The 23875-nt window shown below is 61.0% G+C and carries 27 protein-coding genes; all 27 read left to right on the top strand.

What is annotated here, in order from left to right:
- The first annotated feature begins 143 nt into the window (after window positions 1-143).
- The 27 genes from rpoB (at window position 144) to rplO (ending at window position 23754) form a co-directional block, all read left to right on the top strand.
- On the top strand, window positions 144-4307 hold the full coding sequence (gene rpoB / locus HYP802_RS0115000) for a DNA-directed RNA polymerase subunit beta (RefSeq protein ID WP_013948199.1): 4164 nt from the start codon (window positions 144-146) through the stop codon (window positions 4305-4307).
- A gap of 110 nt (window positions 4308-4417) precedes the next feature.
- Window positions 4418-8638, top strand: coding sequence for a DNA-directed RNA polymerase subunit beta' (gene rpoC, locus HYP802_RS0114995; RefSeq protein WP_013948198.1), 4221 nt, complete (start codon window positions 4418-4420; stop codon window positions 8636-8638).
- 656 nt (window positions 8639-9294) lie between these two features.
- The gene (gene rpsL, locus HYP802_RS0114990; protein WP_013948196.1) at window positions 9295-9666 is read left to right on the top strand and encodes a 30S ribosomal protein S12; all 372 of its coding nucleotides are present in this window, start codon (window positions 9295-9297) and stop codon (window positions 9664-9666) included.
- A 71-nt stretch (window positions 9667-9737) separates the two neighbouring features.
- Window positions 9738-10208, top strand: a complete 471-nt coding sequence (rpsG, locus tag HYP802_RS0114985) for a 30S ribosomal protein S7 (protein WP_013948195.1) — start codon at window positions 9738-9740, stop codon at window positions 10206-10208.
- Between the two features lie 28 nt (window positions 10209-10236).
- Window positions 10237-12327, top strand: coding sequence for an elongation factor G (gene fusA, locus HYP802_RS0114980; protein ID WP_013948194.1), 2091 nt, complete (start codon window positions 10237-10239; stop codon window positions 12325-12327).
- Between the two features lie 113 nt (window positions 12328-12440).
- On the top strand, window positions 12441-13649 hold the full coding sequence (gene tuf, locus HYP802_RS0114975; RefSeq protein WP_013948193.1) for an elongation factor Tu: 1209 nt from the start codon (window positions 12441-12443) through the stop codon (window positions 13647-13649).
- A 74-nt stretch (window positions 13650-13723) separates the two neighbouring features.
- Window positions 13724-14032 carry a 30S ribosomal protein S10 gene (gene rpsJ, locus HYP802_RS0114970; protein WP_013215045.1) on the top strand — a complete coding sequence of 103 codons (309 nt, stop codon included), beginning with the start codon at window positions 13724-13726 and terminating at the stop codon, window positions 14030-14032.
- A gap of 62 nt (window positions 14033-14094) precedes the next feature.
- Window positions 14095-14796 (top strand): 50S ribosomal protein L3, encoded by a 702-nt coding sequence (gene rplC / locus HYP802_RS0114965; protein ID WP_013948192.1) that lies wholly within the window; start codon window positions 14095-14097, stop codon window positions 14794-14796.
- Window positions 14796-15416 (top strand): 50S ribosomal protein L4, encoded by a 621-nt coding sequence (gene rplD, locus HYP802_RS0114960; protein WP_013948191.1) that lies wholly within the window; start codon window positions 14796-14798, stop codon window positions 15414-15416. The genes rplC and rplD overlap by 1 nt, the downstream gene beginning before the upstream one ends.
- Window positions 15413-15709 (top strand): 50S ribosomal protein L23, encoded by a 297-nt coding sequence (locus HYP802_RS0114955; RefSeq protein WP_013948190.1) that lies wholly within the window; start codon window positions 15413-15415, stop codon window positions 15707-15709. The genes rplD and HYP802_RS0114955 overlap by 4 nt, the downstream gene beginning before the upstream one ends.
- A 9-nt stretch (window positions 15710-15718) precedes the next feature.
- On the top strand, window positions 15719-16546 hold the full coding sequence (rplB, locus tag HYP802_RS0114950) for a 50S ribosomal protein L2 (RefSeq protein ID WP_013948189.1): 828 nt from the start codon (window positions 15719-15721) through the stop codon (window positions 16544-16546).
- A gap of 27 nt (window positions 16547-16573) precedes the next feature.
- Complete coding sequence (gene rpsS / locus HYP802_RS0114945; protein ID WP_013948188.1) at window positions 16574-16852, top strand: 30S ribosomal protein S19; 279 nt, start codon at window positions 16574-16576, stop codon at window positions 16850-16852.
- Complete coding sequence (rplV, locus tag HYP802_RS0114940; protein ID WP_013948187.1) at window positions 16852-17292, top strand: 50S ribosomal protein L22; 441 nt, start codon at window positions 16852-16854, stop codon at window positions 17290-17292. The genes rpsS and rplV overlap by 1 nt, the downstream gene beginning before the upstream one ends.
- 1 nt (window position 17293) lies before the next feature.
- Window positions 17294-18127, top strand: a complete 834-nt coding sequence (gene rpsC / locus HYP802_RS0114935) for a 30S ribosomal protein S3 (protein ID WP_013948186.1) — start codon at window positions 17294-17296, stop codon at window positions 18125-18127.
- 18 nt (window positions 18128-18145) lie between these two features.
- On the top strand, window positions 18146-18556 hold the full coding sequence (gene rplP / locus HYP802_RS0114930) for a 50S ribosomal protein L16 (protein WP_013948185.1): 411 nt from the start codon (window positions 18146-18148) through the stop codon (window positions 18554-18556).
- 16 nt (window positions 18557-18572) lie between these two features.
- Window positions 18573-18779, top strand: coding sequence for a 50S ribosomal protein L29 (gene rpmC, locus HYP802_RS0114925; RefSeq protein ID WP_013948184.1), 207 nt, complete (start codon window positions 18573-18575; stop codon window positions 18777-18779).
- A 14-nt stretch (window positions 18780-18793) separates the two neighbouring features.
- Window positions 18794-19024, top strand: coding sequence for a 30S ribosomal protein S17 (rpsQ, locus tag HYP802_RS0114920; protein WP_013948183.1), 231 nt, complete (start codon window positions 18794-18796; stop codon window positions 19022-19024).
- A 163-nt stretch (window positions 19025-19187) separates the two neighbouring features.
- Window positions 19188-19556 (top strand): 50S ribosomal protein L14, encoded by a 369-nt coding sequence (gene rplN, locus HYP802_RS0114915; protein ID WP_013948182.1) that lies wholly within the window; start codon window positions 19188-19190, stop codon window positions 19554-19556.
- Complete coding sequence (gene rplX, locus HYP802_RS0114910) at window positions 19556-19882, top strand: 50S ribosomal protein L24 (RefSeq protein WP_013948181.1); 327 nt, start codon at window positions 19556-19558, stop codon at window positions 19880-19882. The genes rplN and rplX overlap by 1 nt, the downstream gene beginning before the upstream one ends.
- A gap of 3 nt (window positions 19883-19885) precedes the next feature.
- Window positions 19886-20560 (top strand): 50S ribosomal protein L5, encoded by a 675-nt coding sequence (gene rplE / locus HYP802_RS22435; protein ID WP_013948180.1) that lies wholly within the window; start codon window positions 19886-19888, stop codon window positions 20558-20560.
- Between the two features lie 44 nt (window positions 20561-20604).
- Entirely contained in the window at window positions 20605-20910 is a 306-nt protein-coding gene (rpsN, locus tag HYP802_RS0114900; RefSeq protein WP_013948179.1) for a 30S ribosomal protein S14, read from the top strand.
- A gap of 12 nt (window positions 20911-20922) precedes the next feature.
- On the top strand, window positions 20923-21321 hold the full coding sequence (gene rpsH, locus HYP802_RS0114895) for a 30S ribosomal protein S8 (RefSeq protein WP_013948178.1): 399 nt from the start codon (window positions 20923-20925) through the stop codon (window positions 21319-21321).
- A gap of 42 nt (window positions 21322-21363) precedes the next feature.
- A complete protein-coding gene (gene rplF, locus HYP802_RS0114890) occupies window positions 21364-21906 on the top strand; it encodes a 50S ribosomal protein L6 (protein ID WP_013948177.1) in 543 nt (180 codons plus the stop codon).
- A gap of 11 nt (window positions 21907-21917) precedes the next feature.
- Entirely contained in the window at window positions 21918-22280 is a 363-nt protein-coding gene (rplR, locus tag HYP802_RS0114885; RefSeq protein ID WP_013948176.1) for a 50S ribosomal protein L18, read from the top strand.
- Between the two features lie 24 nt (window positions 22281-22304).
- On the top strand, window positions 22305-22880 hold the full coding sequence (gene rpsE / locus HYP802_RS0114880) for a 30S ribosomal protein S5 (protein WP_013948174.1): 576 nt from the start codon (window positions 22305-22307) through the stop codon (window positions 22878-22880).
- 64 nt (window positions 22881-22944) lie between these two features.
- Entirely contained in the window at window positions 22945-23133 is a 189-nt protein-coding gene (gene rpmD / locus HYP802_RS0114875; protein ID WP_013948173.1) for a 50S ribosomal protein L30, read from the top strand.
- 66 nt (window positions 23134-23199) lie between these two features.
- Window positions 23200-23754 (top strand): 50S ribosomal protein L15, encoded by a 555-nt coding sequence (gene rplO / locus HYP802_RS0114870; RefSeq protein WP_013948172.1) that lies wholly within the window; start codon window positions 23200-23202, stop codon window positions 23752-23754.
- The last annotated feature ends 121 nt before the right edge of the window (window positions 23755-23875 follow it).

Below are 23875 nucleotides of genomic sequence, written 5' to 3'. Positions count from 1 at the left end.
TTCCGGAGGGTCCTGGGGTTTTCGAACCTCGAAAAAGGACCCTCCGGTGAACCGTTTCAAGAGGTCCCAGTTCTCCAGGGACCCTGAGCGCGTCGCATTTGGATCGCGGGACTACCCGCATACGAGAGCACGAAGGGACCGATATGGCTCAAACCCTCACCAGCCGCAAACGCCTCCGGAAGCAGTTTGGTTCTATCGGAGAAGTCGCGGAGATGCCGAACCTCATCGAGGTTCAGAAAGCGTCTTACGATGACTTCTTGATGGTCAAAGAGCCCCCGGGCGGCAGGCCGGACGATTTCGGCTTGCAGTCGGTGTTCAAGGGCGTTTTCCCGATCTCCGATTTCGCCGGCAAGTCGACGCTGGAATTCGTCAGCTACGAATTCGAGCCGCCGAAGTTCGACGTCGACGAGTGTATGCAGCGCGACATGACGTTCGCAGCGCCGCTCAAGGTCAAGCTGCGCCTGATCGTGTTCGATGTGAACGAAGAGACGGGCTCGAAGTCGATCAAGGACGTCAAGGAGCAGGACGTCTACATGGGCGACATGCCGCTCATGACGTCGAACGGCACCTTCATCATCAACGGCACCGAGCGCGTGATCGTCTCGCAGATGCACCGTTCGCCGGGCGTCTTCTTCGACCACGATCGCGGCAAGACGCACTCTTCGGGCAAGCTATTGTTCGCAGCTCGCATCATTCCGTATCGCGGTTCCTGGCTCGACTTCGAGTTCGACGCGAAAGACATCGTCTATGTCCGTATCGACCGCCGCCGCAAGCTGCCGGTGACGACGATGCTCTATGCCTTGGGCCTCGACGACGAAGAGATCCTCGCGCACTTCTACAAGCACATCTCGATCAAGGAATCGAAGCGCGGCTGGAAAATGCCGTTCCTGCCCGAGAAGTTCCGCGGCGTTACTCCGCAGTCCGACATCGCCGACGCTAAGACCGGTGAAGTGATTGCGCGCGCTGGCGAGAAGATCACCGCACGCCGTTCGCGCGAGATCGCCGAAAGCGGCATCAAGGAAATCCTGATCTCCGCTGAGGACCTCGCAGGCCGCTTCATCGCCGAAGACATCGTCGATATGGAGACGGGCAAGATCTTCGCCGAAGCCGGTGACGAGCTGGATGAGAATCTGTTGGCCGAGCTCAAGGAGCAGAAGGTCAAGGAATTCCACATCCTCGACATCGACTACGTCAACACCGGCGCGTTCATCCGCAACACGCTCAACATCGACAAGAACGCCAATCAGCAGGAAGCGCTGATGGACATCTACCGGGTCATGCGCCCGGGCGAGCCGCCGACCATCGAAGCGGCGACCGCGCTGTTCCATGGCCTGTTCTTCGATCCGGAGCGTTTCGATCTCTCGGCCGTCGGCCGCGTGAAGATGAACATGCGCCTCGAACTCGATGCGCCTGATACGATGCGCGTGCTGCGCCGTGAGGACATCCTCGCGGTCGTGAAGACGCTTGTCGATCTGCGCGACGGCAAGGGCGAAATCGACGACATCGACCACTTGGGCAACCGTCGCGTTCGCTCAGTCGGCGAGCTGATGGAGAACCAGTATCGCGTCGGCCTGCTCCGCATGGAGCGCGCCATCAAGGAGCGCATGTCGTCGGTCGATATCGACACGGTGATGCCGCAGGACCTGATCAACGCCAAGCCGGCAGCGGCTGCGGTGCGCGAGTTCTTCGGTTCGTCCCAGCTCTCGCAGTTCATGGACCAGACGAACCCGCTGTCGGAAATCACCCACAAGCGCCGTCTCTCGGCTCTTGGACCGGGCGGTCTGACGCGTGAACGCGCGGGCTTCGAAGTCCGCGACGTGCATCCGACGCACTATGGCCGTATCTGCCCGATTGAGACGCCGGAAGGTCCGAACATCGGTCTGATCAACTCGCTCGCGACGTTCGCGCGCGTGAACAAATACGGCTTCATCGAAAGCCCGTACCGCAAGGTCATCAACGGCCGCGTCACCGACGAGGTTGCCTACCTCTCCGCCATGGAAGAGATGCGCCATCACGTTGCGCAGGCAAACGCTGCCATCGATGCCAAGGGCAAGATGACGGAAGACCTCGTCACCGTTCGCTACCAGGGCGATGTGATGCTCGTTCCGACCGACAAGGTCGATTACATCGACGTGTCGCCGAAGCAGCTCGTGTCGGTCGCGGCCGCGCTCATCCCGTTCCTTGAGAACGACGACGCCAACCGCGCGCTCATGGGCTCGAACATGCAGCGTCAGGCCGTGCCGCTGATCAAGGCGGAAGCGCCGCTGGTCGGCACCGGCATGGAAGAGCGCGTGGCGCAGGACTCGGGCGCTGCCATCGCGGCACGCCGTACGGGCATCGTCGATCAGGTCGACGCAACCCGTATCGTTATCCGCGCAACGGAAGAGCAGGACCCTTCGAAGCCGGGCGTCGACATCTATCGTCTGCGCAAGTTCCAGCGTTCGAACCAGAACACCTGTATCAACCAGCGTCCGCTGATTAACGTCGGCGATCACGTCAAGGCAGGCGACATCATCGCTGACGGTCCTTCGACCGAACTCGGCGAGCTGGCGCTCGGCAAGAACGTGCTCGTCGCGTTCATGCCGTGGATGGGCTACAACTTCGAAGACTCGATCCTGATGAACGAGCGCGTCGTCTCCGAAGACGTGTTCACCTCGATCCACATCGAGGAATTCGAGGTCATGGCTCGCGATACGAAGCTCGGACCTGAGGAAATCACGCGCGATATTCCGAACGTCTCGGAAGAAGCGCTGAAGAACCTCGACGAAGCCGGCATCGTCTACATCGGCGCCGAAGTCCATCCGGGTGACATTCTGGTCGGCAAGATCACGCCGAAGGGCGAAAGCCCGATGACGCCGGAAGAAAAGCTTCTGCGCGCCATCTTCGGTGAAAAGGCGTCTGACGTTCGCGATACCTCGCTGCGTCTGCCGCCGGGCGTCGCCGGCACGATCGTCGAAGTCCGCGTCTTCAATCGTCACGGCGTCGAGAAAGACGAGCGTGCGATGGCGATCGAGCGCGAAGAGATCGAGCGTCTCGCAAAAGACCGCGACGACGAGCTTCAGATCCTCGACCGCAACGTCTACGCCCGTCTGAAAGACGCACTGATGGGCAAGGAAGTCGCGAAGGGTCCGAAGAACGCCCGTAAGGGTACGATCATCGACAACGTGATCCTCGACGACATCCCGCGTAGCCAGTGGTGGGAAATCGGTCTTGCCAATGAGAAGGCGCAGGCCGAAGTCGAAGCCATCCAGAAGCAGTACGAAGACGCCAAGAAGGGCCTCGGTCTGCGTTTTGCCGACAAGGTCGACAAGCTGCAGCGCGGTGACGAGCTGCCGCCGGGCGTGATGAAGATGGTCAAGGTCTTCGTCGCGGTGAAGCGCAAGATCCAGCCGGGCGACAAGATGGCCGGCCGTCACGGCAACAAGGGTGTCGTGTCGATGATCGTCCCGTCGGAAGACATGCCGTTCCTCGAAGACGGCACGCCGGTCGACGTCGTTCTGAACCCGCTCGGCGTGCCGAGCCGCATGAACGTCGGACAGATCCTCGAAACGCATCTTGGCTGGGCGTGCCGCGGCCTTGGCCGCATGATCGACGACGCATTGCATCAGTTCCACGAGAGCGGCCAGGCGCAGGCTCTCCGCGAACAGATGGAGCGCGTTTACGGTCAGGACGTCATCAAGTCGTCGTTGAAAGACGATGAGCTTGTGGGCGTCGCTCAGAACCTGCGCACGGGCGTTCCGATTGCGACGCCGGTGTTCGACGGCGCGCGTGAGAAAGACATCGTCGAAATGCTGCAGCTCGCAGGTTTCGATACGTCGGGCCAGGTGACGCTGTTCGACGGCCGCACGGGCGAGCCGTTCGATCGCAAGGTCACCGTCGGCTACAAGTACGTTCTGAAGCTGCACCACCTTGTCGACGACAAGATCCATGCTCGTTCGATCGGTCCGTACTCGCTCGTTACCCAGCAGCCGCTGGGCGGTAAGGCGCAGTTCGGCGGCCAGCGCTTCGGCGAAATGGAGGTCTGGGCTCTGGAAGCTTACGGCGCCGCCTACACGCTGCAGGAAATGCTGACCGTGAAGTCGGACGACGTCGCCGGCCGCACCAAGGTCTACGAGGCGATCGTCCGTGGTGACGATGCGTTCGAAGCCGGCGTGCCAGAAAGCTTCAACGTGCTCGTCAAGGAAATGCGCGCGTTGGGTCTCAACGTCGAGCTCGTCAACAGCGAGCTGCCGCAGATCGAAGCAGAAAACGATCAGCCGGAGACGCCCGAGGAACCCCAGGCGCAGCTTCCGCCAGCGGCTGAATAACGAACATCGAAGACGATCTCCGCCCCCCGGGAAGGGCGGAGATCGGCAAAACACGACCACTAAATTCCACGGGCACGGTCACCCCAGCCGCGCCCATGAGGAGACAGCCGATGAACGAAATTACCAACATCTTTAAATCGCAGGCTCCCGCTCCGGTCTTCGATCAGATCCGGATCTCGATCGCCTCGCCCGAGGACATCCTGTCCTGGTCCTACGGCGAGATCAAAAAGCCCGAGACGATCAACTATCGTACCTTCAAGCCGGAGCGCGACGGCCTGTTCTGTGCGCGCATCTTCGGACCGATCAAGGACTACGAATGCTTGTGCGGCAAGTACAAGCGCATGAAGTACAAGGGCCTGATCTGCGAAAAGTGCGGCGTGGAAGTGACGCTCGCAAAGGTTCGCCGCGAGCGCATGGGCCACATCGAGCTTGCGGCTCCCGTTGCGCACATCTGGTTCCTGAAGTCGCTGCCCTCGCGCATCGGCTTGCTGATGGACATGGCGCTGAAGGACCTTGAGCGCGTTCTTTATTTTGAGAACTACATCGTCATCGAGCCGGGCACGACGCCGTTCGCTGAGCGCCAGCTGCTGACGGAAGAGCAGTACAACCAGGCGATCGACGAGTACGGCGCAGATACCTTCACCGCCGGCATCGGCGCTGAGGCGATCCGCGAGCTTCTGTCCGCCATGGACCTGCCGAAGATCGCGCAGGACCTTCGCCAGGAGATCGCCGAGGCGACGACCGAACTGAAGCCGAAGAAGCTCGGCAAGCGCCTGAAGGTGATCGAAGCCTTCATGGAATCGGGCAACCGTCCGGAGTGGATGATCCTGACGCAAGTTCCGGTCATCCCGCCGGAACTGCGTCCGCTTGTTCCGCTCGATGGCGGCCGCTTTGCGACGTCGGACCTGAACGATCTCTATCGCCGCGTCATCAACCGTAACAACCGCCTGAAGCGGCTGATGGAGCTGCGCGCGCCGGATATCATCATTCGCAACGAAAAGCGCATGCTGCAGGAGGCCGTCGACGCTCTGTTCGACAACGGCCGTCGCGGCCGCGTCATCACCGGCGCCAACAAGCGTCCGCTGAAGTCGCTCGCCGACATGCTGAAGGGCAAGCAGGGCCGCTTCCGTCAGAACCTGCTCGGCAAGCGCGTCGACTACTCCGGCCGTTCGGTCATCGTTGTCGGTCCGGAACTCAAGCTGCACCAGTGCGGCCTGCCGAAGAAGATGGCGCTTGAGCTGTTCAAGCCCTTCATCTACGCGCGCCTCCAGACGCTCGGCCAAGCCGCGACCGTAAAGCAGGCGAAGAAGCTCGTCGAAAAGGAAAAGCCCGAGGTTTGGGACGTCCTCGACGAAGTCATTCGCGAGCATCCGGTGATGCTGAACCGCGCCCCGACGCTTCACCGTCTCGGCATTCAGGCGTTCGAGCCACAACTCATCGAGGGTAAGGCGATCCAGCTTCATCCGCTGGTTTGCGCTGCCTTCAACGCAGACTTCGACGGCGACCAGATGGCCGTGCACGTTCCGCTGTCGCTCGAAGCGCAGCTCGAAGCGCGCGTCCTGATGATGTCGACGAACAACATCCTGCATCCCGCGAGCGGCCAGCCGATCATCGTGCCGTCGCAGGACATCGTGTTGGGTCTCTACTATCTGTCGATGATGCGCGACGGCGAGCCCGGCGAAGGCATGATGTTGGGCTCGATCAACGAGGTGCTTCACGCCCTTGAATCGAAGTCCGTCACGCTGCACGCCAAGATCAAAGGCCGCTATAACGCGATCAATGATGAGGGCGAGGAAGTCTCGGAGATCCACGAGACGACGCCGGGCCGTCTGCTTCTCGCACAGCATCTGCCGAAGATGCCGGGCATGAAGTTCTCTATGGCGAACCAGCTTCTGACGAAGAAGAACATCTCCGGTCTGATCGACTTGGTCTACCGTAACTGCGGTCAGAAAGAGACGGTCATATTCTGCGATCGGATCATGGCGCTCGGCTTCCATCACGCCTTCAAGGCTGGCATCTCGTTCGGCAAGGACGACATGCTCATCCCGGAGACGAAGGAGAAGATCGTCGAGAAGACCAACGTCGAGGTCCGCGACTTCGAACAGCAGTATCAGGACGGCCTGATCACGCAGCTCGAGAAGTACAACAAGGTCGTCGACGCCTGGTCGCGCTGCACCGATCAGATCGCCAAGGAAATGATGGACCGCATCTCGGCGGTTCAGAAGGACGCTACGACCGGACGCGAGCGTCCGATCAACTCGGTCTACATGATGAGCCACTCGGGCGCGCGCGGTTCGCCGGCGCAGATGAAGCAGCTCGCCGGTATGCGCGGCCTCATGACGAAGCCTTCGGGCGAAATCATTGAGACGCCGATCATCTCGAACTTCAAGGAAGGCCTGTCGGTTCTCGAGTACTTCAACTCGACCCACGGTGCCCGTAAGGGTCTTGCAGACACCGCCTTGAAGACGGCGAACTCGGGCTACCTCACGCGTCGTCTCGTCGACGTCGCGCAGGACGCCATCATCTCTGAAGTCGATTGCGGAACCGATGCCGGCATTAACGTGCAGGCAGTCGTCGACGCCGGTCAGGTGATCGTGTCGCTTGCGGCGCGCTCGCTGGGCCGTACGGCAGCCGAAGACATCAAGCACCCGACGACGGGCGAGATCATCGTCGCCAACGGCGAACTAATCGAAGAAAAGCACGCCGATCTCATCGGCAAGGCCGAGCTTCAGGAAGTTCGTATCCGTTCGGTGCTGACCTGCGAGACGGTCAACGGCGTGTGCGCCAAGTGCTACGGCCGCGACCTCGCTCGCGGTACGCCGGTCAACATCGGTGAAGCTGTCGGCGTCATCGCCGCACAGTCGATCGGTGAGCCGGGCACGCAGCTGACGATGCGTACGTTCCACATCGGCGGCACGGCCAACTTGGTCGACTCGTCCTTCATCGAGTCGAACTTTAACGGCACCGTGAAGCTGAAGAACCGTGCGATCGCCAAGGACTCGAAGGGCCAGAACGTTGCGACGAGCCGCATCATGTCGGTCATCATCGTCGACCAGACGGGCAAGGAACTCGCGACTCACAAGATCAGCTACGGCTCGCGCATCTTTGTCGATGAAGGCGATACCGTGAAGCGCGGCACCAAGATCGCGCAGTGGGATCCCTACACCCGTCCGATCCTGTCGGAAGCCGACGGCTTCGTCGACTTCGAAGACTTGATCGAAGGCTCGTCGGTCCGCGAACAGACCGACGAAATGAAGGGTACGTCGAACCGGGTCATTATCGACTGGCGCACGTCTCCGAAGGGCTCCGAGCTGAAGCCTGCCATCGTGATCAAGGACTCGAAGGGCAAGCCGATCAAGGTCGCGCGCGGCGGTGACGCTCGCTACCTCTTGTCGGTCGAAGCCGTTCTGTCGGTCGATCGCGGCACGGAAGTGAAGGCGGGCGACGTTCTTGCTCGTATTCCGACGGCGTCGGCGAAGTCCGGTGACATCACCGGCGGTCTACCGCGCGTCGCGGAACTCTTCGAAGCCCGCCGTCCGAAGGATCACGCGATCCTCGCGGACATCTCGGGTACAGTTGAGTTCGGCAAGGACTACAAGAACAAGCAGCGCATCACGATCAAGCCTGACGATGAATCGTTGGAGCCGGTCGAATACCTGATCCCGCGTGGCAAGAGCCTTGCTGTTCAGCCTGGCGATCGCGTTGAGCGTGGCGATTTCGTGTACGACGGCAACCCGGCGCCGCACGACATCCTGGCGATCAAGGGCGTCGAGGAACTCGCGAACTACCTGATCAACGAGATCCAGGACGTCTACCGACTGCAGGGCGTGACGATCAACGACAAGCACATCGAAGTCATCGTTCGTCAGATGTTGCAGAAGGTTGAAGTCACCGACGCCGGCGAGACGGAACTCATCAAGGGTGAGCAACTCGATCGGATCGAGTTCGAGGAAATCAACGCAGCCGCTCAGAAGGCCGGCAAGCGTGCGGCGTCCGCGAACCCGGTTCTGCTTGGTATCACCAAGGCCTCGCTGCAGACGCGCTCGTTTATCTCGGCGGCGTCCTTCCAGGAGACAACGCGCGTGCTCACGGATGCTGCCGTCAACGGCAAGTCCGACACGCTCGAAGGTCTCAAGGAGAACGTCATCGTCGGCCGCCTTATTCCGGCCGGTACGGGCGGCATGCTGCGTCAGCTCCGCAAGGTCGCGATGCAGCGTGACGATCTCATCGCTAAGGAAAAGGCGAAGACTTCGAACTTGCCGTCGCCTGACGGCGCCTCAGGCCCGGCTGCACGCCGTCGCCGTCGCCCGGCGGAGGAAGCAGCGGAGTAATCTCCGCTCGCTTCTCAAGAGCATTCTAATGCCAACGGCCGCCTCTCTGGGGCGGCCGTTTTCATTTGTTGAGAACGGTCTCCTCGCCCTTGTCTCGACAGGCCATTTCTTATCTTTAGGGCGGTACAATGGATCCTGGGCCTGAAGCCGTGGATGACACCTCGAAATTTCCTCGAGAGAGGGCTGCCAACCGGTGCAAAGCAGCCTGGAAGACGCGAGTCCTGTTTAAAAATTTTCAGCGATTCCCATTTAAGTGCGGTGCACACCCAAAAATTTGGTTTTCTGTCGGTTTTAAAGCGTTCTGCGCGCCCGAGCCGACAACAGGTCGCAGGTTCGGTTTGCCTTATGACGGCGAATTCGGCGAAAATAATTTCGCAACCCTGCGGCGGCCCTGTTGACCAATATGGCGGGTGTGTATATAGCTCCGCCCACTCTCACGGGTTGGTGGTAGGTCGCTCGGCGCTTTAAGCGCCTATTTTGCTCCTAAACGCTCCCGTTCATAAAGCAGAGCATATCGACGGGCCATGATCTGTCTCCCCCAAAGGGCGGCACGATCCTCTGGTTTTTTCTTGCTAGGGGCGAACTTCGCGCACCTGGCAGGTTTGCTTGGCGCATTTCCGCTGTCGGGAATGTGTCCCGAAGTCAGGATTGGGCGAATGCCGACGATACAACAGTTGATCCGGAAGCCCCGGGTAAAGCCAGTCTACCGCGAGAAGTCGCGCCACATGGAAGCGTGCCCGCAGAAGCGTGGCGTCTGCACGCGCGTCTACACGACGACGCCGAAGAAGCCGAACTCCGCTCTGCGTAAGGTCGCCAAGATCCGGCTGACCAACGGTTACGAAGTGATCGGCTACATCCCGGGCGAAGGCCATAACCTTCAGGAGCACTCCGTGGTGCTGATCCGCGGCGGCCGCGTGAAGGACCTTCCCGGCGTCCGTTATCACATCATCCGTGGTGTGCTTGATACGCAGGGCGTCTCGGCACGTCGTCAGCGGCGTTCGAAGTACGGTGCAAAGCGGCCGAAGTAATCGGTCTCGTTCGGGCCGGCGGTGTCGGCCTGTAAGATTTAAAGAGAATTCGAAGCGAAGGGCCTGTCAGGATGTCTCGTCGTCACGCGGCGCAAAAGCGGGAAGTGATCCCGGATCCGAAGTTCAACGACGTCGTCGTCACCAAGTTCATGAACGCGGTGATGGAGCACGGCAAGAAGTCGGTTGCAGAACGCATGGTCTATGGCGCGTTCGAAAAGATGGAGCAGCGGGGCAAGGCGAACCCGATCGATCTTTTCCGTCAGGCGCTCGACAACGTCATGCCGTCGGTTGAGGTTCGTTCGCGTCGCGTCGGCGGTGCCACGTATCAGGTTCCGGTCGAAGTTCGTAACGAGCGCCGTCAGGCGCTGGCGATCCGCTGGTTGATCTCCGCCGCTCGCGCTCGCAACGAGTCGACGCTGATCGACAAGCTCTCAGGCGAATTGCTCGACGCCGCGAACAATCGTGGCACTGCAGTTAAAAAGCGCGAAGACACGCACAAGATGGCTGAAGCCAACCGCGCCTTCTCGCACTACCGCTGGTAGGACAAGTTACAAGGATTTCGAGGCAGACATGGCCCGGCAATACCCGATCGAGGATTATCGCAACTTCGGCATCATGGCTCACATTGATGCTGGCAAGACGACCACGACCGAGCGAATCCTCTACTACACCGGCAGGTCCTATAAGATCGGCGAAGTCCATGACGGCGCCGCGACGATGGACTTTATGGATCAGGAAGCTGAGCGCGGCATCACGATCACGTCGGCCGCGACGACCTGTTTCTGGACCGGCCGTGACGGCAAGAAGCGCCGCCTGAACATCATCGACACCCCAGGTCACGTCGACTTCACGATCGAAGTCGAGCGTTCGCTGCGCGTGCTCGACGGCGCTGTTTGCGTTCTTGACTCGAACCAGGGCGTCGAGCCGCAGACGGAAACCGTCTGGCGTCAAGGCGATAAGTACAACGTTCCGCGCATTATCTTCGCCAACAAGATGGATAAGATCGGCGCTGACTTTTACATGTGCGTCGACGACATCAAGGCAAAGCTTGGTGCGCGTCCGGTTCCGATGCAGATTCCGATCGGCGCTGAGTCGAATTTCCAGGGCGTCATCGATCTCGTTAAGATGAAGGCCATCACCTGGGACGGTGACGGCAAGGACGCGAAGATGGTCGAGGGCGAGATCCCGGCCGACCTCGTCGACAAGGCGAACGAATATCGCGCCGCTATGATCGAAGCTGCCGTCGAAATGGACGACGCAGCACTCGAGGCATTCCTCGAAGGCAAAGAGCCGGATGAGGATACGCTGCGCAAGCTGATCCGCAAGGCGACCGTCAAGGGCGCCTTCTACCCGATGTTCTGTGGCTCGGCCTTCAAGAACAAAGGCGTTCAGCCGCTGCTCGACGCGGTCGTCGACTATCTGCCGTCGCCGCTCGATCGCGAAGCCTACAAGGGCATTGATCCCAAGACCGGCGATGAGCTGCTCCGCAAGCCGTCGGACACCGAACCGCTGGCCATGATCGCCTTCAAGATCATGAGCTTCGAGCACGTCGGCTCGATCACGTTCTGCCGCATCTACTCGGGCAAGCTCGAGCAGGGCATGGCGCTTGCGAACACGACGCGCGACAAGAAAGAGCGCGCCGGCCGCATGTACCTGATGCACGCCGCGGATCGTGAAGAAATCAAGGAAGCTTATGCCGGCGACATCGTCGCTCTGCAGGGCCTGAAAGATACGCGCACGGGCGAAACGCTTTGCGATCCGCAGAAGCCGGTCATTCTCGAAAAGATGGACTTCCCGGAGCCCGTCATCGAGATGAAGGTTGAGCCGAAGACGAAGGCCGACCAGGAAAAGATGGCGATCGCGCTCAACACGCTGTCGCTGGAAGATCCCTCGTTCCGCGTCTCGGTTCACCCCGAGTCGGGCGAGACGATCCTCAAAGGCATGGGCGAGCTTCATCTCGACATTAAAGTCGACATCCTGAAGCGGACCTACGGCGTCGAAGCCACGACGGGCGCTCCGCAGGTCGCCTATCGCGAAACGCTCGCGCGCCCGGCAGACATCGACTACACGCACAAGAAGCAGACCGGCGGTACGGGCCAGTTCGCTCGCGTCAAGCTCAAGCTCGAGCCGAACGAAGTCGGCAAGGGCAACGAGTTCACGACCTCGATCGTCGGCGGTACGGTTCCGAAGGAATACATTCCGGGCGTCGAAAAGGGCGTGAAGTCGGTCTGGGACAACGGCATGTTGATCGGCTTCCCGATGGTCGACATGAAGGTCAATCTTTATGACGGCGCGTTCCACGAAGTGGACTCGTCCGCGATCGCCTTCGAAATCGCGACGCGTGCTGCCATGAAGGAAGGCTGCGAGAAGGCCGGTGTTAAGATCCTCGAGCCGATCATGGACGTCGAGGTCGTGTCGCCGGGCGAATTCGTCGGCGGCATCATCGGCGACATCAACTCGCGGCGCGGCCAGATCCGTACGCAGGAGATGCGTGGCAACGCGACGGTCATTCGTGCGTTCGTCCCGCTCGCGAACATGTTCGGTTACATCAATACGCTGCGTTCGATGTCGACGGGTCGCGCGCAGTACTCGATGCAGTTCGCACACTATGCGGACGTGCCGCGCAACGTGGCGGACGAGGTCAAGGCCAAGTACGCCTAAGAAGTTGAACCTGGCCGGCGAGAGTATCCGTCCGCTGGGTTCTAAAAAATGAAGCCTGAAATTCCCGGGTCGCAAGAGCCGGGACCTGATAGTAGGACTAAGGAGAGCCAACGATGGCGAAGGCAAAATTTGAGCGGAACAAGCCGCATTGCAACGTCGGTACGATCGGACACGTCGACCACGGCAAGACAACGCTGACCGCAGCCTTGACGAAAGTTTCGGCCGACCGCGGCTGGACGGCGACCTCGATCGCCTATGACGAAGTTGCCAAGGCTTCTGAAAGCCAGGGCCGTCGCGACCCGACGAAGATTCTGACGATCGCCACGTCGCACGTCGAATACGCGACCCCGAACCGTCACTATGCGCACGTCGACTGCCCCGGCCACGCCGACTACGTCAAGAACATGATCACCGGCGCAGCCCAGATGGACGGCGCGATTCTCGTTGTGTCGGCCGTTGACGGCCCGATGCCGCAGACGCGTGAGCACATCCTTCTCGCTCGCCAGGTCGGCGTGCCGAAGATCGTCGTTTTCTTGAACAAGTGCGACATCGTCGAAGACGAAGAGCTCCTCGACCTCGTCGAAATGGAAGTCCGTGAACTTCTCTCGAAGTACAACTTCCCGGGCGACGACACCCCGGTCATCCGTGGCGCAGCCGTCAAGGCCCTCAACGGTGAGAAGGGCCCGCTCGCTGACGAAGCGATCATCAAGCTGTACGAAGCCATGGACGAGTACATCCCGATCCCGGAGCGTCCGAAGGATCAGCCGTTCCTGATGCCGATCGAAGACGTGTTCTCGATCTCCGGTCGCGGTACCGTCGTCACGGGCCGTATCGAGCGTGGCACCATCAAGGTTGGCGAAGAAGTCGAGATCGTCGGTCTTCGCGACACGCAGAAGTCGGTTGTCACCGGCGTCGAAATGTTCCGCAAGCTGCTCGACTCGGGTGAAGCTGGCGACAACGTCGGCTGCCTCCTGCGCGGTATCGACAAGGAAGCTGTCGAGCGCGGCCAGGTTCTCTGCAAGCCGGGCTCTGTGAAGCCGCACAAGAAGTTCGCCGCTGAGGCCTACATCCTCAACAAGGAAGAGGGTGGCCGTCACACGCCGTTCTTCACGAACTATCGTCCGCAGTTCTACTTCCGCACGACCGACGTGACGGGCACCGTTAAGCTCGCCGAAGGTACGGAAATGGTTATGCCGGGCGACAACGTCTCGGTCGAAGTCGAGCTCGTTCAGCCGATCGCCATGGAAGAGAAAGTTCGTTTCGCTATCCGCGAAGGCGGCCGTACGGTCGGCGCGGGCGTTGTAACGAAAATTATCGAGTAGAAGGCATTTCCGGGGAAGCGTTCTGAATAGCGCGCTTCCCCAAATCTTTTTGCGAGAAGTGAAAGCACAAAGCCATGCACGGCCAAAACATCCGCATCCGGCTCAAGGCGTTCGATCATCGTATTCTCGATGCATCGACCCGCGAGATCGTGAACACGGCGAAGCGTACCGGTGCTGAAGTTCGCGGTCCCATCCCGCTGCCGACGCGCATCGAACGCTTTACGGTCAACCGTTCGCCACACATCGACAAGAAGAGCCGCGAGCAATTCGAGATGCGGACCCACAAGCGTTTGCTCGACATCGTCGATCCGACGCCGCAGACGGTCGACGCATTGATGAAACTCGACCTCGCCGCAGGCGTCGACGTCGAGATCAAGCTCTAAACAAGAACTTCCGGGCCCTCTGGCGGTAACGCGAATGGCCCTAACGATAGGAAGGAATGCAAATGCGTTCCGGAGTGATAGCACAGAAGATCGGTATGACCCGGATCTTCACCGACGCGGGCGAACACATCCCCGTCACGGTGCTGCGTCTTGAGAACCTCCAGGTTCTCTCGCACCGCACCGAGGAGAAGAACGGCTATACCGCCATCCAGGTCGGCGGCGGCACGAGGAAGCCCTCGCGTCTGACGAAGTCCGAGCGCGGCACCTTTGCGAAGGCCGAAGTCGAACCGAAGCGGAAGATCGCAGAGTTTCGTGTCAGTCCTGAGAACCTCATCGATGTTGGCGCGGAAATCACCGCAGACCACTTCGTTCCGGGTCAGTTCGTCGACGTGACGGGCACCACCCAGGGTAAAGGTTTCCAGGGCGCCATGAAGCGCTGGAACTTCGGCGGTCTGCGCGCCACCCACGGCGTCTCGGTCACGCACCGTGCTCACGGTTCGACCGGTCAGCGCCAGGATCCTGGTAAGGTCTTCAAAGGTAAGAAGATGGCCGGCCACTTGGGCGACGAGCGCGTCACGACGCAGAACCTCGTTGTTGCCAAGATCGACAAGGAACGCGGCCTCGTGATGGTTCGCGGTGCTGTCCCCGGTTCCAAAGGTGGCTGGGTTGTCGTTCGCGACGCCGTGAAGAAAGCTGCGCACGCTGATGTTCCGAAGCCCGGTGCATTCAAAGCGCGTGGCGAAGCGAAGAAGGAAGGCGCGTGATGAAAGCCGAAGTTACCAGCCTCGATGCCGGTAAGTCCGGCGACATCGAGCTTGCCGACGACATTTTCGGTCTTGAGGTCCGCAACGACCTCATCCACCGCATGGTGCGCTACCAGACGCTGAAGCGCATGGCCGGCACGCATCATGCTCAGGACCGCTCGGAAGTCGCGGTCACGGGCAAGAAGATGTACAAGCAGAAGGGCACCGGCGGTGCTCGTCACGGCGACAAGTCGGCTCCGCAGTTCCGCGGTGGCGGCAAGGCGTTCGGTCCGAAGCCCCGCTCGCATGCCATCGAGTTGCCGAAGAAGGTGCGCGCTCTGGCGCTCCGTCACGCGCTCTCCTCGAAGGCGAAAGCCGGCGAGATTGTCGTGATCGACAAGGCGACCTCGGCCGAGGGCAAGACGACCGCGCTGAAGGCGCAGTTCGCCAAGCTGTCGCTTGAGAATGCGCTGATCATCGATGGTGCCGAGCTCGAAGTGAATTTCACGCGCGCTGCTCGCAACATCCCGAACATCGACGTGCTCCCGATCCAGGGCATCAACGTCTACGACATTCTCCGTCGTAAGAAGCTGGTGCTGACCCGGGCCGCCGTCGCCGCGCTGGAGGAGCGCTTCAAATGACGATCAAACGCTCCGCATACGACGTCATCGTTGCGCCGGTCATCACGGAAAAGGCGACGCTCGCCTCCGAGGCCAACCAGGTGATCTTCAAGGTCAAGCCTGACGCGACGAAGACCGAGATCAAGTCGGCGGTCGAAGGCCTGTTCAAGGTCAAGGTGAAGGCCGTCAACACGATCGTCCGCAAGGGCAAGCAAAGAACGTTCAAGGGCATCAAGGCCATCTTGAGCGATACGAAAAGGGCGGTCGTGACGCTCGAAGATGGTCATTCCATCGACGTGACGACGGGGCTCTGAGGATAAGTCATGGCGCTTAGAACATACAACCCAACGTCGCCTGGTCGTCGTCACCTTATTCAGGTCGACCGTTCGACGCTCTGGAAGGGCAAGCCGCTCAAGACGCTCGTCGAGGGCAAGACGAAGACCGGTGGTCGCAACAGCGACGGCCGCATCACGTCGCGCCACATCGGCGGCGGCGCGAAGCAGGCCTACCGCAAGATCGACTTCCGTCGCCGGAAGTTCGACGCGCCGGCCAGTGTCGAGCGCCTGGAATACGATCCGAACCGCACCGCGTTCATCGCCCTCATCAAGTACGAGGACGGCACGCAGGCTTACATCTTGGCGCCGCAGCGTCTGGGCGTCGGCGACACGGTCGTCTCGGGTCCGAAGGTTGACGTGAAGCCCGGCAACGCCATGCCGCTGTCGGCCATGCCGATCGGCACGATCGTTCACAACGTCGAGATGAAGCCTGGCAAGGGCGGTCAGGTCGCACGTTCGGCAGGCTCATTCGTTCAGCTCGTCGGCCGCGACTCGGGTTACGCCGTTCTGAAGCTCAACTCGGGTGAAACCCGCAAGGTCAGCGCCGAATGCATGGCGACTGTCGGTGCGGTTTCGAACCCCGACCACATGAACACTGTTGTCGGCAAGGCGGGTCGCACTCGCTGGCTCGGCCGTCGTCCTACCGTTCGCTCGATTGCTATGAACCCAGTCGATCACCCGAACGGTGGTCGTACGAAGGGCGGTAAGCACTGGGCGACGCCGTGGGGCAAGCCGACCAAGGGCTTCAAGACACGCAAGAACAAGACGACCACGAAATATATCGTCCGCTCGCGCCAGAAGGCGAAGAAGAAGTAGTAGCGGCGCTCTGAAGGAGATTCGACTTTGACACGTTCAGTATGGAAAGGTCCGTTCGTCGACGGCTACCTCCTCAAGAAGGCGGAGAAGTCGCGTTCGTCCGGCCGCAATGAGGTGATCAAGATCTGGAGCCGTCGCTCCACGATCCTTCCCCAGTTCGTCGGCCTGACCTTCGGCGTGCACAACGGCCAGAAGCACATCCCCGTCGCTGTGACGGAAGACATGATCGGCCACAAGTTCGGTGAATTCGCTCCGACCCGTATTTTCCACGGCCACGGCGGCGACAAGAAAGCGGTGAAGAAATAATGGGCAAGCCAAGTCATCAGCGCCGCCTCGCTGACACCGAGGCTCAAGCGGTTGTCAAATCGCTGCGTATTTCTCCGCAGAAGCTGAACCTCGTCGCGGGTCTGATCCGTGGCAAGAAGGTCGATCAGGCGCTCGCTGAGCTTGAGTTCAGCGAGAAGCGCATCGCGGGAGATGTCCGCAAGTGCGTGATGAGCGCCGTTGCGAACGCCGAGAATAACCACGCGCTTGACGTCAACGATCTGATCGTTGCTGAAGCCTACGTCGGCAAGAACCTTGTCATGAAGCGTTTCCACGCTCGTGGCCGTGGCCGCGGCGCCGCGATCCTGAAGCCGTTCTCGCAGCTCACCGTCGTCGTCCGTCAGGTCGAAGAGGAAAAGACCGAGAAGAAGAAAGCTGCAAAGAAGTCCGCGCCGAAGGCTGCGGCCAAGGAGGCCAAGTAATATGGGTCAAAAAGTCAATCCCGTCGGCCTTCGCGTTGGCATAAACCGGACCTGGGACAGCCGCTGGTTCGCCGCTCGTGGCGAATACGGCAAGCTGCTTCATGAAGATCGGGCCATCCGCGCGCACATCATGAAAGAGCAGCGCGAAGCCGGCATCTCGAAGGTCGTCATCGAGCGTCCGCACAAGAAGTGCCGCGTCACCGTCATGACGGCGCGTCCCGGCATCCTGATCGGCAAGAAGGGCGAGAAGATCGAACGCCTGCGCGCTGACCTCGCGAAACTGACGAGCTCGGAAGTTCACCTGAACATCCTCGAGATCCGCAAGCCGGAAATCGACGCTACGCTGATCGCCGAGGGCATCGCCCAGCAGCTCGAACGCCGCGTCGCGTTCCGCCGTGCGATGAAGCGTGCCGTTCAGTCGGCTCTCCGTCTCGGCGCCGTCGGTATCCGTATCAACGTCGCCGGCCGTTTGGGTGGCGCTGAAATCGCCCGTACTGAGTGGTACCGCGAAGGCCGCGTGCCGCTGCACACGCTTCGCGCCGACATCGATTTCGGCTACGGCGTTGCACGCACCGCTTACGGCATCATCGGCATCAAGGTGTGGGTCTTCAAAGGCGAGATCATCGAGCACGATCCGATGGCCTCCGACAAGAAGCTCACGGAAATGCAAGAGAGCGGCGCTCCGCGTCCGCGTCGTGACGATGGCGACCGTCAGGATCGTCGTGATCGTCGTCCGGGCCGCGGTGGACGTGGCGGCGGTGGTGGACGTGGTGGCGCGGGTGGCGGCAACGCACCGGCCGCTTCCGACGCTACTCCGTCGGCGCCCGAAGCGTAAGGAATTCAGAGGCACACAATGCTGCAACCGAAACGGACGAAGTTCCGCAAACAGTTCAAGGGCCGCATCCACGGCGTCGCGAAGTCGGGCACCACGCTCGCTTACGGCGAAGTGGGCCTCAAGGCCATGGAGCCCGAGCGTCTCACCGCTCGTCAGATCGAAGCCGCACGCCGGGCCATCGCTCGTCATACGAAGCGCGCTGGCCGCATGTGGCTGCGCATCTTCCCGGACGTGCCGGTGTCGAAGAAGCCTGCCGAAGTCCGTATGGGCTCCGGCAAGGGTTCGCCCGAGCTCTGGGTGGCGCGCGTGAAGCCGGGCCGTATTATTTTCGAGCTTGGCGGTTTGAACCCCCAGGTCGCCAAAGAAGCGCTTGCGCTCGGTGCTGCGAAGCTGCCGATCAAATGCCGCGTCATTACGCGAATTGAATAGGAGTTGAGGAACAGTCATGGCCGATGATTTCAAGGGCATGTCGATCGATCAGCTCGACGACCAGCTGGCGAAGCTGAAGAAGGAGCAGTTCAACCTGCGCTTTCAGAAGGCCTCGGGCCAGCTCGAGAACACCGCGCGCATCCGGACGGTCCGCCGTGACATCGCGCGCGTCAAGACCGCAGCCGTTGCCCGGCGCGGTGGCAGCGTCAAAAAAGGCGCGTAAGGGAGAACGAGATTATGCCGAAGCGCGTGCTGCAGGGTGTCGTGGTATCTGACAAGAACGACAAGACCATCGTCGTTCAGGTTGAGCGTCGCTACACCCATCCGCTGCTGAAGAAGACCGTGCGTCGTACGAAGAAGTACCACGCTCACGATGAATCGAATTCGTTCAAGGTAGGCGACCAGGTCGAAATTCAAGAGACCCGGCCGATCTCCAAGAACAAACGTTGGATTGCCGTCGCGAATTGAGGCATAAGCCTCGCTTCGCTAAGCGATCGAACGCTTACGTAGAGCGCCTTTCAGGCCGTCGGAGAGTTGGGAATTGCCCCAAGACCCCGCGAGCCGGTTGGGAAAATGATGAGATGGGCTTGGAGAGTATGCCTCTCGAAGCCATGAGAGAAGGAATGACGCGATGATCCAGATGGAGAGCAATCTCGACGTCGCCGACAATTCTGGCGCGCGCCGCGTCCAGTGCATCAAGGTGCTGGGTGGCTCGAAGCGCAAGTACGCGACGGTGGGTGATACCATCGTCGTCTCCGTCAAGGAGGCGATCCCGAAGGGTCGCGTCAAGAAGGGCCAGGTGATGAAGGCTGTCATCGTCCGCGTCGCGAAGGGTATCCGCCGCGCCGACGGTTCGCTGATCCGCTTCGATCGCAACGCCGCTGTGCTGGTCAATGCCAACGGCGAACCCGTCGGCACCCGCATCTTCGGACCCGTGACGCGTGAGCTTCGCGCCAAGAACCACATGAAGATCGTATCGCTTGCGCCGGAGGTCCTCTGATGTCGGCTTTTAAAATCAAGAAGGGCGACAACGTCGTCGTCCTCGCCGGCCGCGACAAAGGCAAGCGCGGTGAGGTGATCGAGGTTCGCCCGAAAGAGCACCGCGCCCTCGTGCGTGGCGTCAACATGGTGCGCCGTCACCAGCGCCAGTCGGCGACCCAGGAAGGCGGCATCATTTCCAAGGAAGGTCCGATCGACCTCTCGAACATCGCGCTCGAGGATCCCAAGGACGGCAAGCCGACCCGCGTTGGCTTCAAGGTCCTCGCCGATGGCAAGAAGGTCCGCGTCGCGAAGCGCTCGGGCGAGCAGATCCCGGAGAAGAACTAAGCCATGGCTAAGGAAGAAAAAAAATCCGTGAAGCCGCAGGGCGGCGCCGCCCAGGGCGGTGACAAGAAGGCGAAGGCCGACAAGAAGGCCGCTTCGTCCGAACCGCGTGCTCCTGCTGCGCCGCGTCCGGCCGATTACAAGCCGCGCATGAAATCGCATTACGAGAAGGTCGTCCGCAACGCTCTCAAAGAGAAGTTCGGCTACGCCAACGTGATGCAGATTCCGAAGATCGAAAAAGTCGTCATCAACATGGGCGTTGGCGAAGCCGTCAACGATCGCAAGAAAGTTGACGTCGCCGCTGCCGATCTCGCGCTCATCGCCGGTCAGAAGCCGGTCGTTACCCGCGCCCGCAAGGCCATCGCAACGTACAAGCTGCGCGAAGGCATGGCGATCGGCGCCAAGGTGACGCTCCGCGGCGACCGCATGTACGAATTCCTCGACCGGTTCGTCACGATCGCGCTGCCGCGCGTGAAGGACTTCCGTGGTCTGAACCCGAAGAGCTTCGATGGCCGCGGCAACTACGCGACCGGCCTGAAGGAGCATCTCGTGTTCCCTGAAATCGACTACGACAAAGTCGACAACGTTTTGGGCCTCGACGTGATCGTTTGCACGTCGGCCAAGACCGATGACGAAGCCCGTGAATTGCTCAAGGGCTTCAACTTCCCGTTCCGTAGCTAGAGGACCTCGGCACTCAAAGCCGAAAGGCCTTTGGAGGAGAAGAAATGGCAAAAGTCAGTTCGATCGAAAAGAACAACCGCCGCCGCAAGATGGTGGCGGAGCAAGCCCCGAAGCGTAAGCGCCTCAAGCTGCTCGCTAAGGACAAGACCAAGACGCCGGAAGAGCGTTTCGCTGCCCGCCTGAAGCTGGCCGAGATGCCCCGTAACGGCTCGAAGGTTCGCATCCGCAATCGCTGCGAGATCACCGGCCGCCCGCGCGGCAACTACCGCAAGCTCAAGATGTGCCGCAACCAGCTCCGCGAGCTGGCGAGCCAGGGCCGCATCCCGGGCATGGTCAAGTCGAGCTGGTAAGAGGAAGCATCAATGTCCGTGAATGATCCCATCGGCGATATGCTCACTCGCATCCGGAACGCCCAGATGCGTCGCCGTCCGAAGGTTGCGACCCCGGCCTCGAACCTCCGCGCGCGCGTCCTCGACGTTCTCGCCGAGGAAGGCTACATCCGTGGCTATAGCCGCGTCGAAATGAAGGGCGAACTCCCTCAGTTCGAGATCGAGCTCAAGTATTACAATGGCCAGCCGGCCATCCGTGAGATCGAGCGTATCTCGAAGCCGGGCCGCCGCGTTTATTCGCCCGTGAAGGGTATCCCGACGGTCGCCAACGGCCTCGGCGTCGCCATTCTGTCCACGCCGAAGGGCGTCATGTCGGACACGAAGGCGCGCGAAGCCAACGTCGGCGGCGAAGTCATCTGCAGTATTTTCTAAGGCTGGGGCTTTGGCCTCGGCGAAACAAGGTTTGAAGAAGCCATGTCGCGCATCGGTAAGAAACCCGTTCCGGTCCCGTCGAACGTAACGGCGACGATCACCGGTCAGACCGTCAAGATGAAGGGACCCAAGGGCGAACTCGCCTTTGTTGTTCCCGACGCTTTGAAGGTTCAGAGAACGGACGAAGGCATCGACGTCAGCCTTCTCGAAGACACCAAACTTGCACGCTCGAAGTGGGGCATGTCGCGCACTCAGATCGCGAACCTCATCAAGGGCGTGACGGACGGCTACAGCCAGGATCTCGAAATCCATGGCGTTGGCTTCAAGGCGTCCATGAAGGGCAAGGATACGCTGACCCTTTCGGTCGGCTACAGCCACGACGTCGTGCTGAAGATTCCGGCCGGTGTCGAGGTCAAGGTTGGCGGCGCCAAGCAGGAACTGGTCAACGTTTCCGGCATCGACAAGCAGGCGGTCGGCCAGGTGGCATCCGTCATCCGCGCCTCCCGCAAGCCTGAGCCTTACCAGGGCAAGGGTGTGCGTTATAAAGGCGAATACATCCTCCGCAAGGAAGGTAAGAAGAAGTAGGATCGGCACCGATGGCCAATATGAACCAAAAACTTGCGAACCGCCGTGCGCGCGTTCGCCGTGCCGTCAAGGCAGCCTCCAACGGCCGCCCCCGGCTTTCTGTTCACCGCTCGTCGGAGAACATCTACGCTCAGGTGATCGACGACGTGAAGGGCGTAACGCTCGCCGCTGCCTCGACGCTCGAGAAGGACGTCAAGGGTACGCTGAAGACCGGCGCCGACAAGGCGGCCGCTGCAGCCATCGGCAAGCTCGTTGCAGAACGCGCTGTCAAGGCTGGCGTCACCGAGGTCGTTTTCGATCGCGGCAGCTTCCTTTTTCATGGGCGCGTCAAGGCGCTCGCCGATGCCGCCCGTGAAGGCGGTCTGAAGTTTTAAGAGATACTCGAGAGGAACTAGATCGTGGCACGTGGACCCCAGAGAGAGCGTGGCAGAGACCGCGAGGAACGCGATAGCGAGTTTTCCGATAAGCTCGTGCACATCAATCGCGTTGCGAAGGTCGTCAAGGGCGGTAAGCGCTTCGGCTTCGCTGCGCTGGTCGTCGTCGGCGACCTGAAGGGCCGCGTCGGTTTCGGCCACGGCAAGGCGCGTGAAGTGCCGGAAGCGATCCGCAAGGCAACGGAAGGCGCCAAGCGCAACCTTCTCCGCGTGCCGCTGCGCGACGCTCGCACGCTTCATCACGACAGCGTCGGCCGTCACGGCTCGGGTAAGGTGATCCTGCGCTCGGCTCCGGCCGGTACGGGTATCATCGCCGGTGGTGCAATGCGCGCCGTCTTCGAGATGGTCGGCGTTCACGACATCGTCGCGAAGTCGATGGGCTCGACGAACCCTTACAACGTCGTTCGCGCCACGTTCGACGCGCTGAAGGCCCAGGAAAACCCGCGCGGCGTCGCAGCTCGTCGCAACAAGAAGGTTTCCGATATCGTATCGCGCCGTCGCGACGGCTCGTCGATTGCCGAAGCCGGCGCCGACGTCTGATAGAGAACAACGAAAGCGGCCGGTTGCGCCGTGCCGCTTTGCTATGGGATTTTGAGGTTACGACATGTCGAAGAAAACGATCACGCTGAAGCAGGTGCGCAGCCCCAACCGGCGCCCCGAGCGGCAGGCTGAGACGCTGATCGGCCTCGGGCTGAACAAGCTCGGTCGCACCTCGACGCTCGAAGATACCCCGGCCGTCCGCGGCATGCTGAAGAAAGTTCAGCATCTCGTCCAGGTCGAAGAAGGGAAATAACCTCGCTCGGCGGCCGGCTCCCGGAACGGGAGTCGCCGAGCGCAAGCAAAGAAGGATCTGGGTCCCATGCGGCTCAATGGCATTAAAGACAACCCCGGCGCCAAGAAAACGCGCGTCCGCATCGGCCGTGGTATTGGTTCGGGCCTCGGCAAGATGGGTGGCCGCGGCGGCAAGGGCCAGACGGCCCGTACCGGCGTCGCGATCGGCGGCTTCGAAGGCGGCCAGATGCCGTTGCATCGTCGTCTGCCGAAGCGCGGCTTCAACAAGTGGCGCCCGCAGGATTTCAACGAGATCAACGTCGGCTCGCTGCAGCAGGCCATCGAAGACAAGCGTCTCGACGGCTCCAAGCCCGTTGACCTTGCGACGCTGATCGAGGCCGGCATCGTTCGCCGCCCGAAGCAAGGCCTGCGCCTTCTGGGCGACGGCGAGATCAAGGCCAAGATCTCGATCACGGTCAACCACGCTTCCGCCAAGGCGAAGGAAGCGATCGAGAAGGCCGGTGGCACGATCACGCTGATCGAGCCGAAGGTCATCGCCGCTGACGAAGAAAAGCGGAAAAAGTCAGAGGCCAAGAAGGCTGCTCAGGGCAAGAAGCCCGGCGCCGCGAAATCGGAAGATTAATCGCGCGCCCGGCCGGAGCGGGGGACTGGTCCCGGCCGAGCGTTCGAGGCTGGAAGGCACTGGAAACGGCGCGTTCCGGACCCAAGTTGTGGTTGGGCCTGTCGGCCATCGCCACAACGGT

Origin of the sequence: Hyphomicrobium sp. 802, assembly GCF_000526135.1 — a bacterium.
In the GTDB taxonomy this organism is placed as follows: Bacteria; Pseudomonadota; Alphaproteobacteria; order Rhizobiales; family Hyphomicrobiaceae; genus Hyphomicrobium_B.
The sequence above is the reverse complement of the archived record's forward strand: the minus strand, read 5'-3'. Positions and strand labels throughout refer to the sequence as shown.

Coding starts and splice junctions, on each gene's coding strand:
- rplP (WP_013948185.1), top strand. CDS start 18,146: ATGCTGCAACCGAAACGGACGAAGTTCCGCAAACAGTTCAAGGGCCGC.
- rplN (WP_013948182.1), top strand. CDS start 19,188: ATGATCCAGATGGAGAGCAATCTCGACGTCGCCGACAATTCTGGCGCG.
- rplO (WP_013948172.1), top strand. CDS start 23,200: ATGCGGCTCAATGGCATTAAAGACAACCCCGGCGCCAAGAAAACGCGC.
- rplF (WP_013948177.1), top strand. CDS start 21,364: ATGTCGCGCATCGGTAAGAAACCCGTTCCGGTCCCGTCGAACGTAACG.
- rpoB (WP_013948199.1), top strand. CDS start 144: ATGGCTCAAACCCTCACCAGCCGCAAACGCCTCCGGAAGCAGTTTGGT.
- rplE (WP_013948180.1), top strand. CDS start 19,886: ATGGCTAAGGAAGAAAAAAAATCCGTGAAGCCGCAGGGCGGCGCCGCC.
- rpmD (WP_013948173.1), top strand. CDS start 22,945: ATGTCGAAGAAAACGATCACGCTGAAGCAGGTGCGCAGCCCCAACCGG.
- rplC (WP_013948192.1), top strand. CDS start 14,095: ATGCGTTCCGGAGTGATAGCACAGAAGATCGGTATGACCCGGATCTTC.
- rplV (WP_013948187.1), top strand. CDS start 16,852: ATGGGCAAGCCAAGTCATCAGCGCCGCCTCGCTGACACCGAGGCTCAA.
- fusA (WP_013948194.1), top strand. CDS start 10,237: ATGGCCCGGCAATACCCGATCGAGGATTATCGCAACTTCGGCATCATG.
- rplD (WP_013948191.1), top strand. CDS start 14,796: ATGAAAGCCGAAGTTACCAGCCTCGATGCCGGTAAGTCCGGCGACATC.
- rpsH (WP_013948178.1), top strand. CDS start 20,923: ATGTCCGTGAATGATCCCATCGGCGATATGCTCACTCGCATCCGGAAC.
- HYP802_RS0114955 (WP_013948190.1), top strand. CDS start 15,413: ATGACGATCAAACGCTCCGCATACGACGTCATCGTTGCGCCGGTCATC.
- rpsC (WP_013948186.1), top strand. CDS start 17,294: ATGGGTCAAAAAGTCAATCCCGTCGGCCTTCGCGTTGGCATAAACCGG.
- rpsG (WP_013948195.1), top strand. CDS start 9,738: ATGTCTCGTCGTCACGCGGCGCAAAAGCGGGAAGTGATCCCGGATCCG.
- rpsN (WP_013948179.1), top strand. CDS start 20,605: ATGGCAAAAGTCAGTTCGATCGAAAAGAACAACCGCCGCCGCAAGATG.
- rpsJ (WP_013215045.1), top strand. CDS start 13,724: ATGCACGGCCAAAACATCCGCATCCGGCTCAAGGCGTTCGATCATCGT.
- rpoC (WP_013948198.1), top strand. CDS start 4,418: ATGAACGAAATTACCAACATCTTTAAATCGCAGGCTCCCGCTCCGGTC.
- rpmC (WP_013948184.1), top strand. CDS start 18,573: ATGGCCGATGATTTCAAGGGCATGTCGATCGATCAGCTCGACGACCAG.
- rpsL (WP_013948196.1), top strand. CDS start 9,295: ATGCCGACGATACAACAGTTGATCCGGAAGCCCCGGGTAAAGCCAGTC.
- tuf (WP_013948193.1), top strand. CDS start 12,441: ATGGCGAAGGCAAAATTTGAGCGGAACAAGCCGCATTGCAACGTCGGT.
- rpsQ (WP_013948183.1), top strand. CDS start 18,794: ATGCCGAAGCGCGTGCTGCAGGGTGTCGTGGTATCTGACAAGAACGAC.
- rplB (WP_013948189.1), top strand. CDS start 15,719: ATGGCGCTTAGAACATACAACCCAACGTCGCCTGGTCGTCGTCACCTT.
- rplR (WP_013948176.1), top strand. CDS start 21,918: ATGGCCAATATGAACCAAAAACTTGCGAACCGCCGTGCGCGCGTTCGC.
- rplX (WP_013948181.1), top strand. CDS start 19,556: ATGTCGGCTTTTAAAATCAAGAAGGGCGACAACGTCGTCGTCCTCGCC.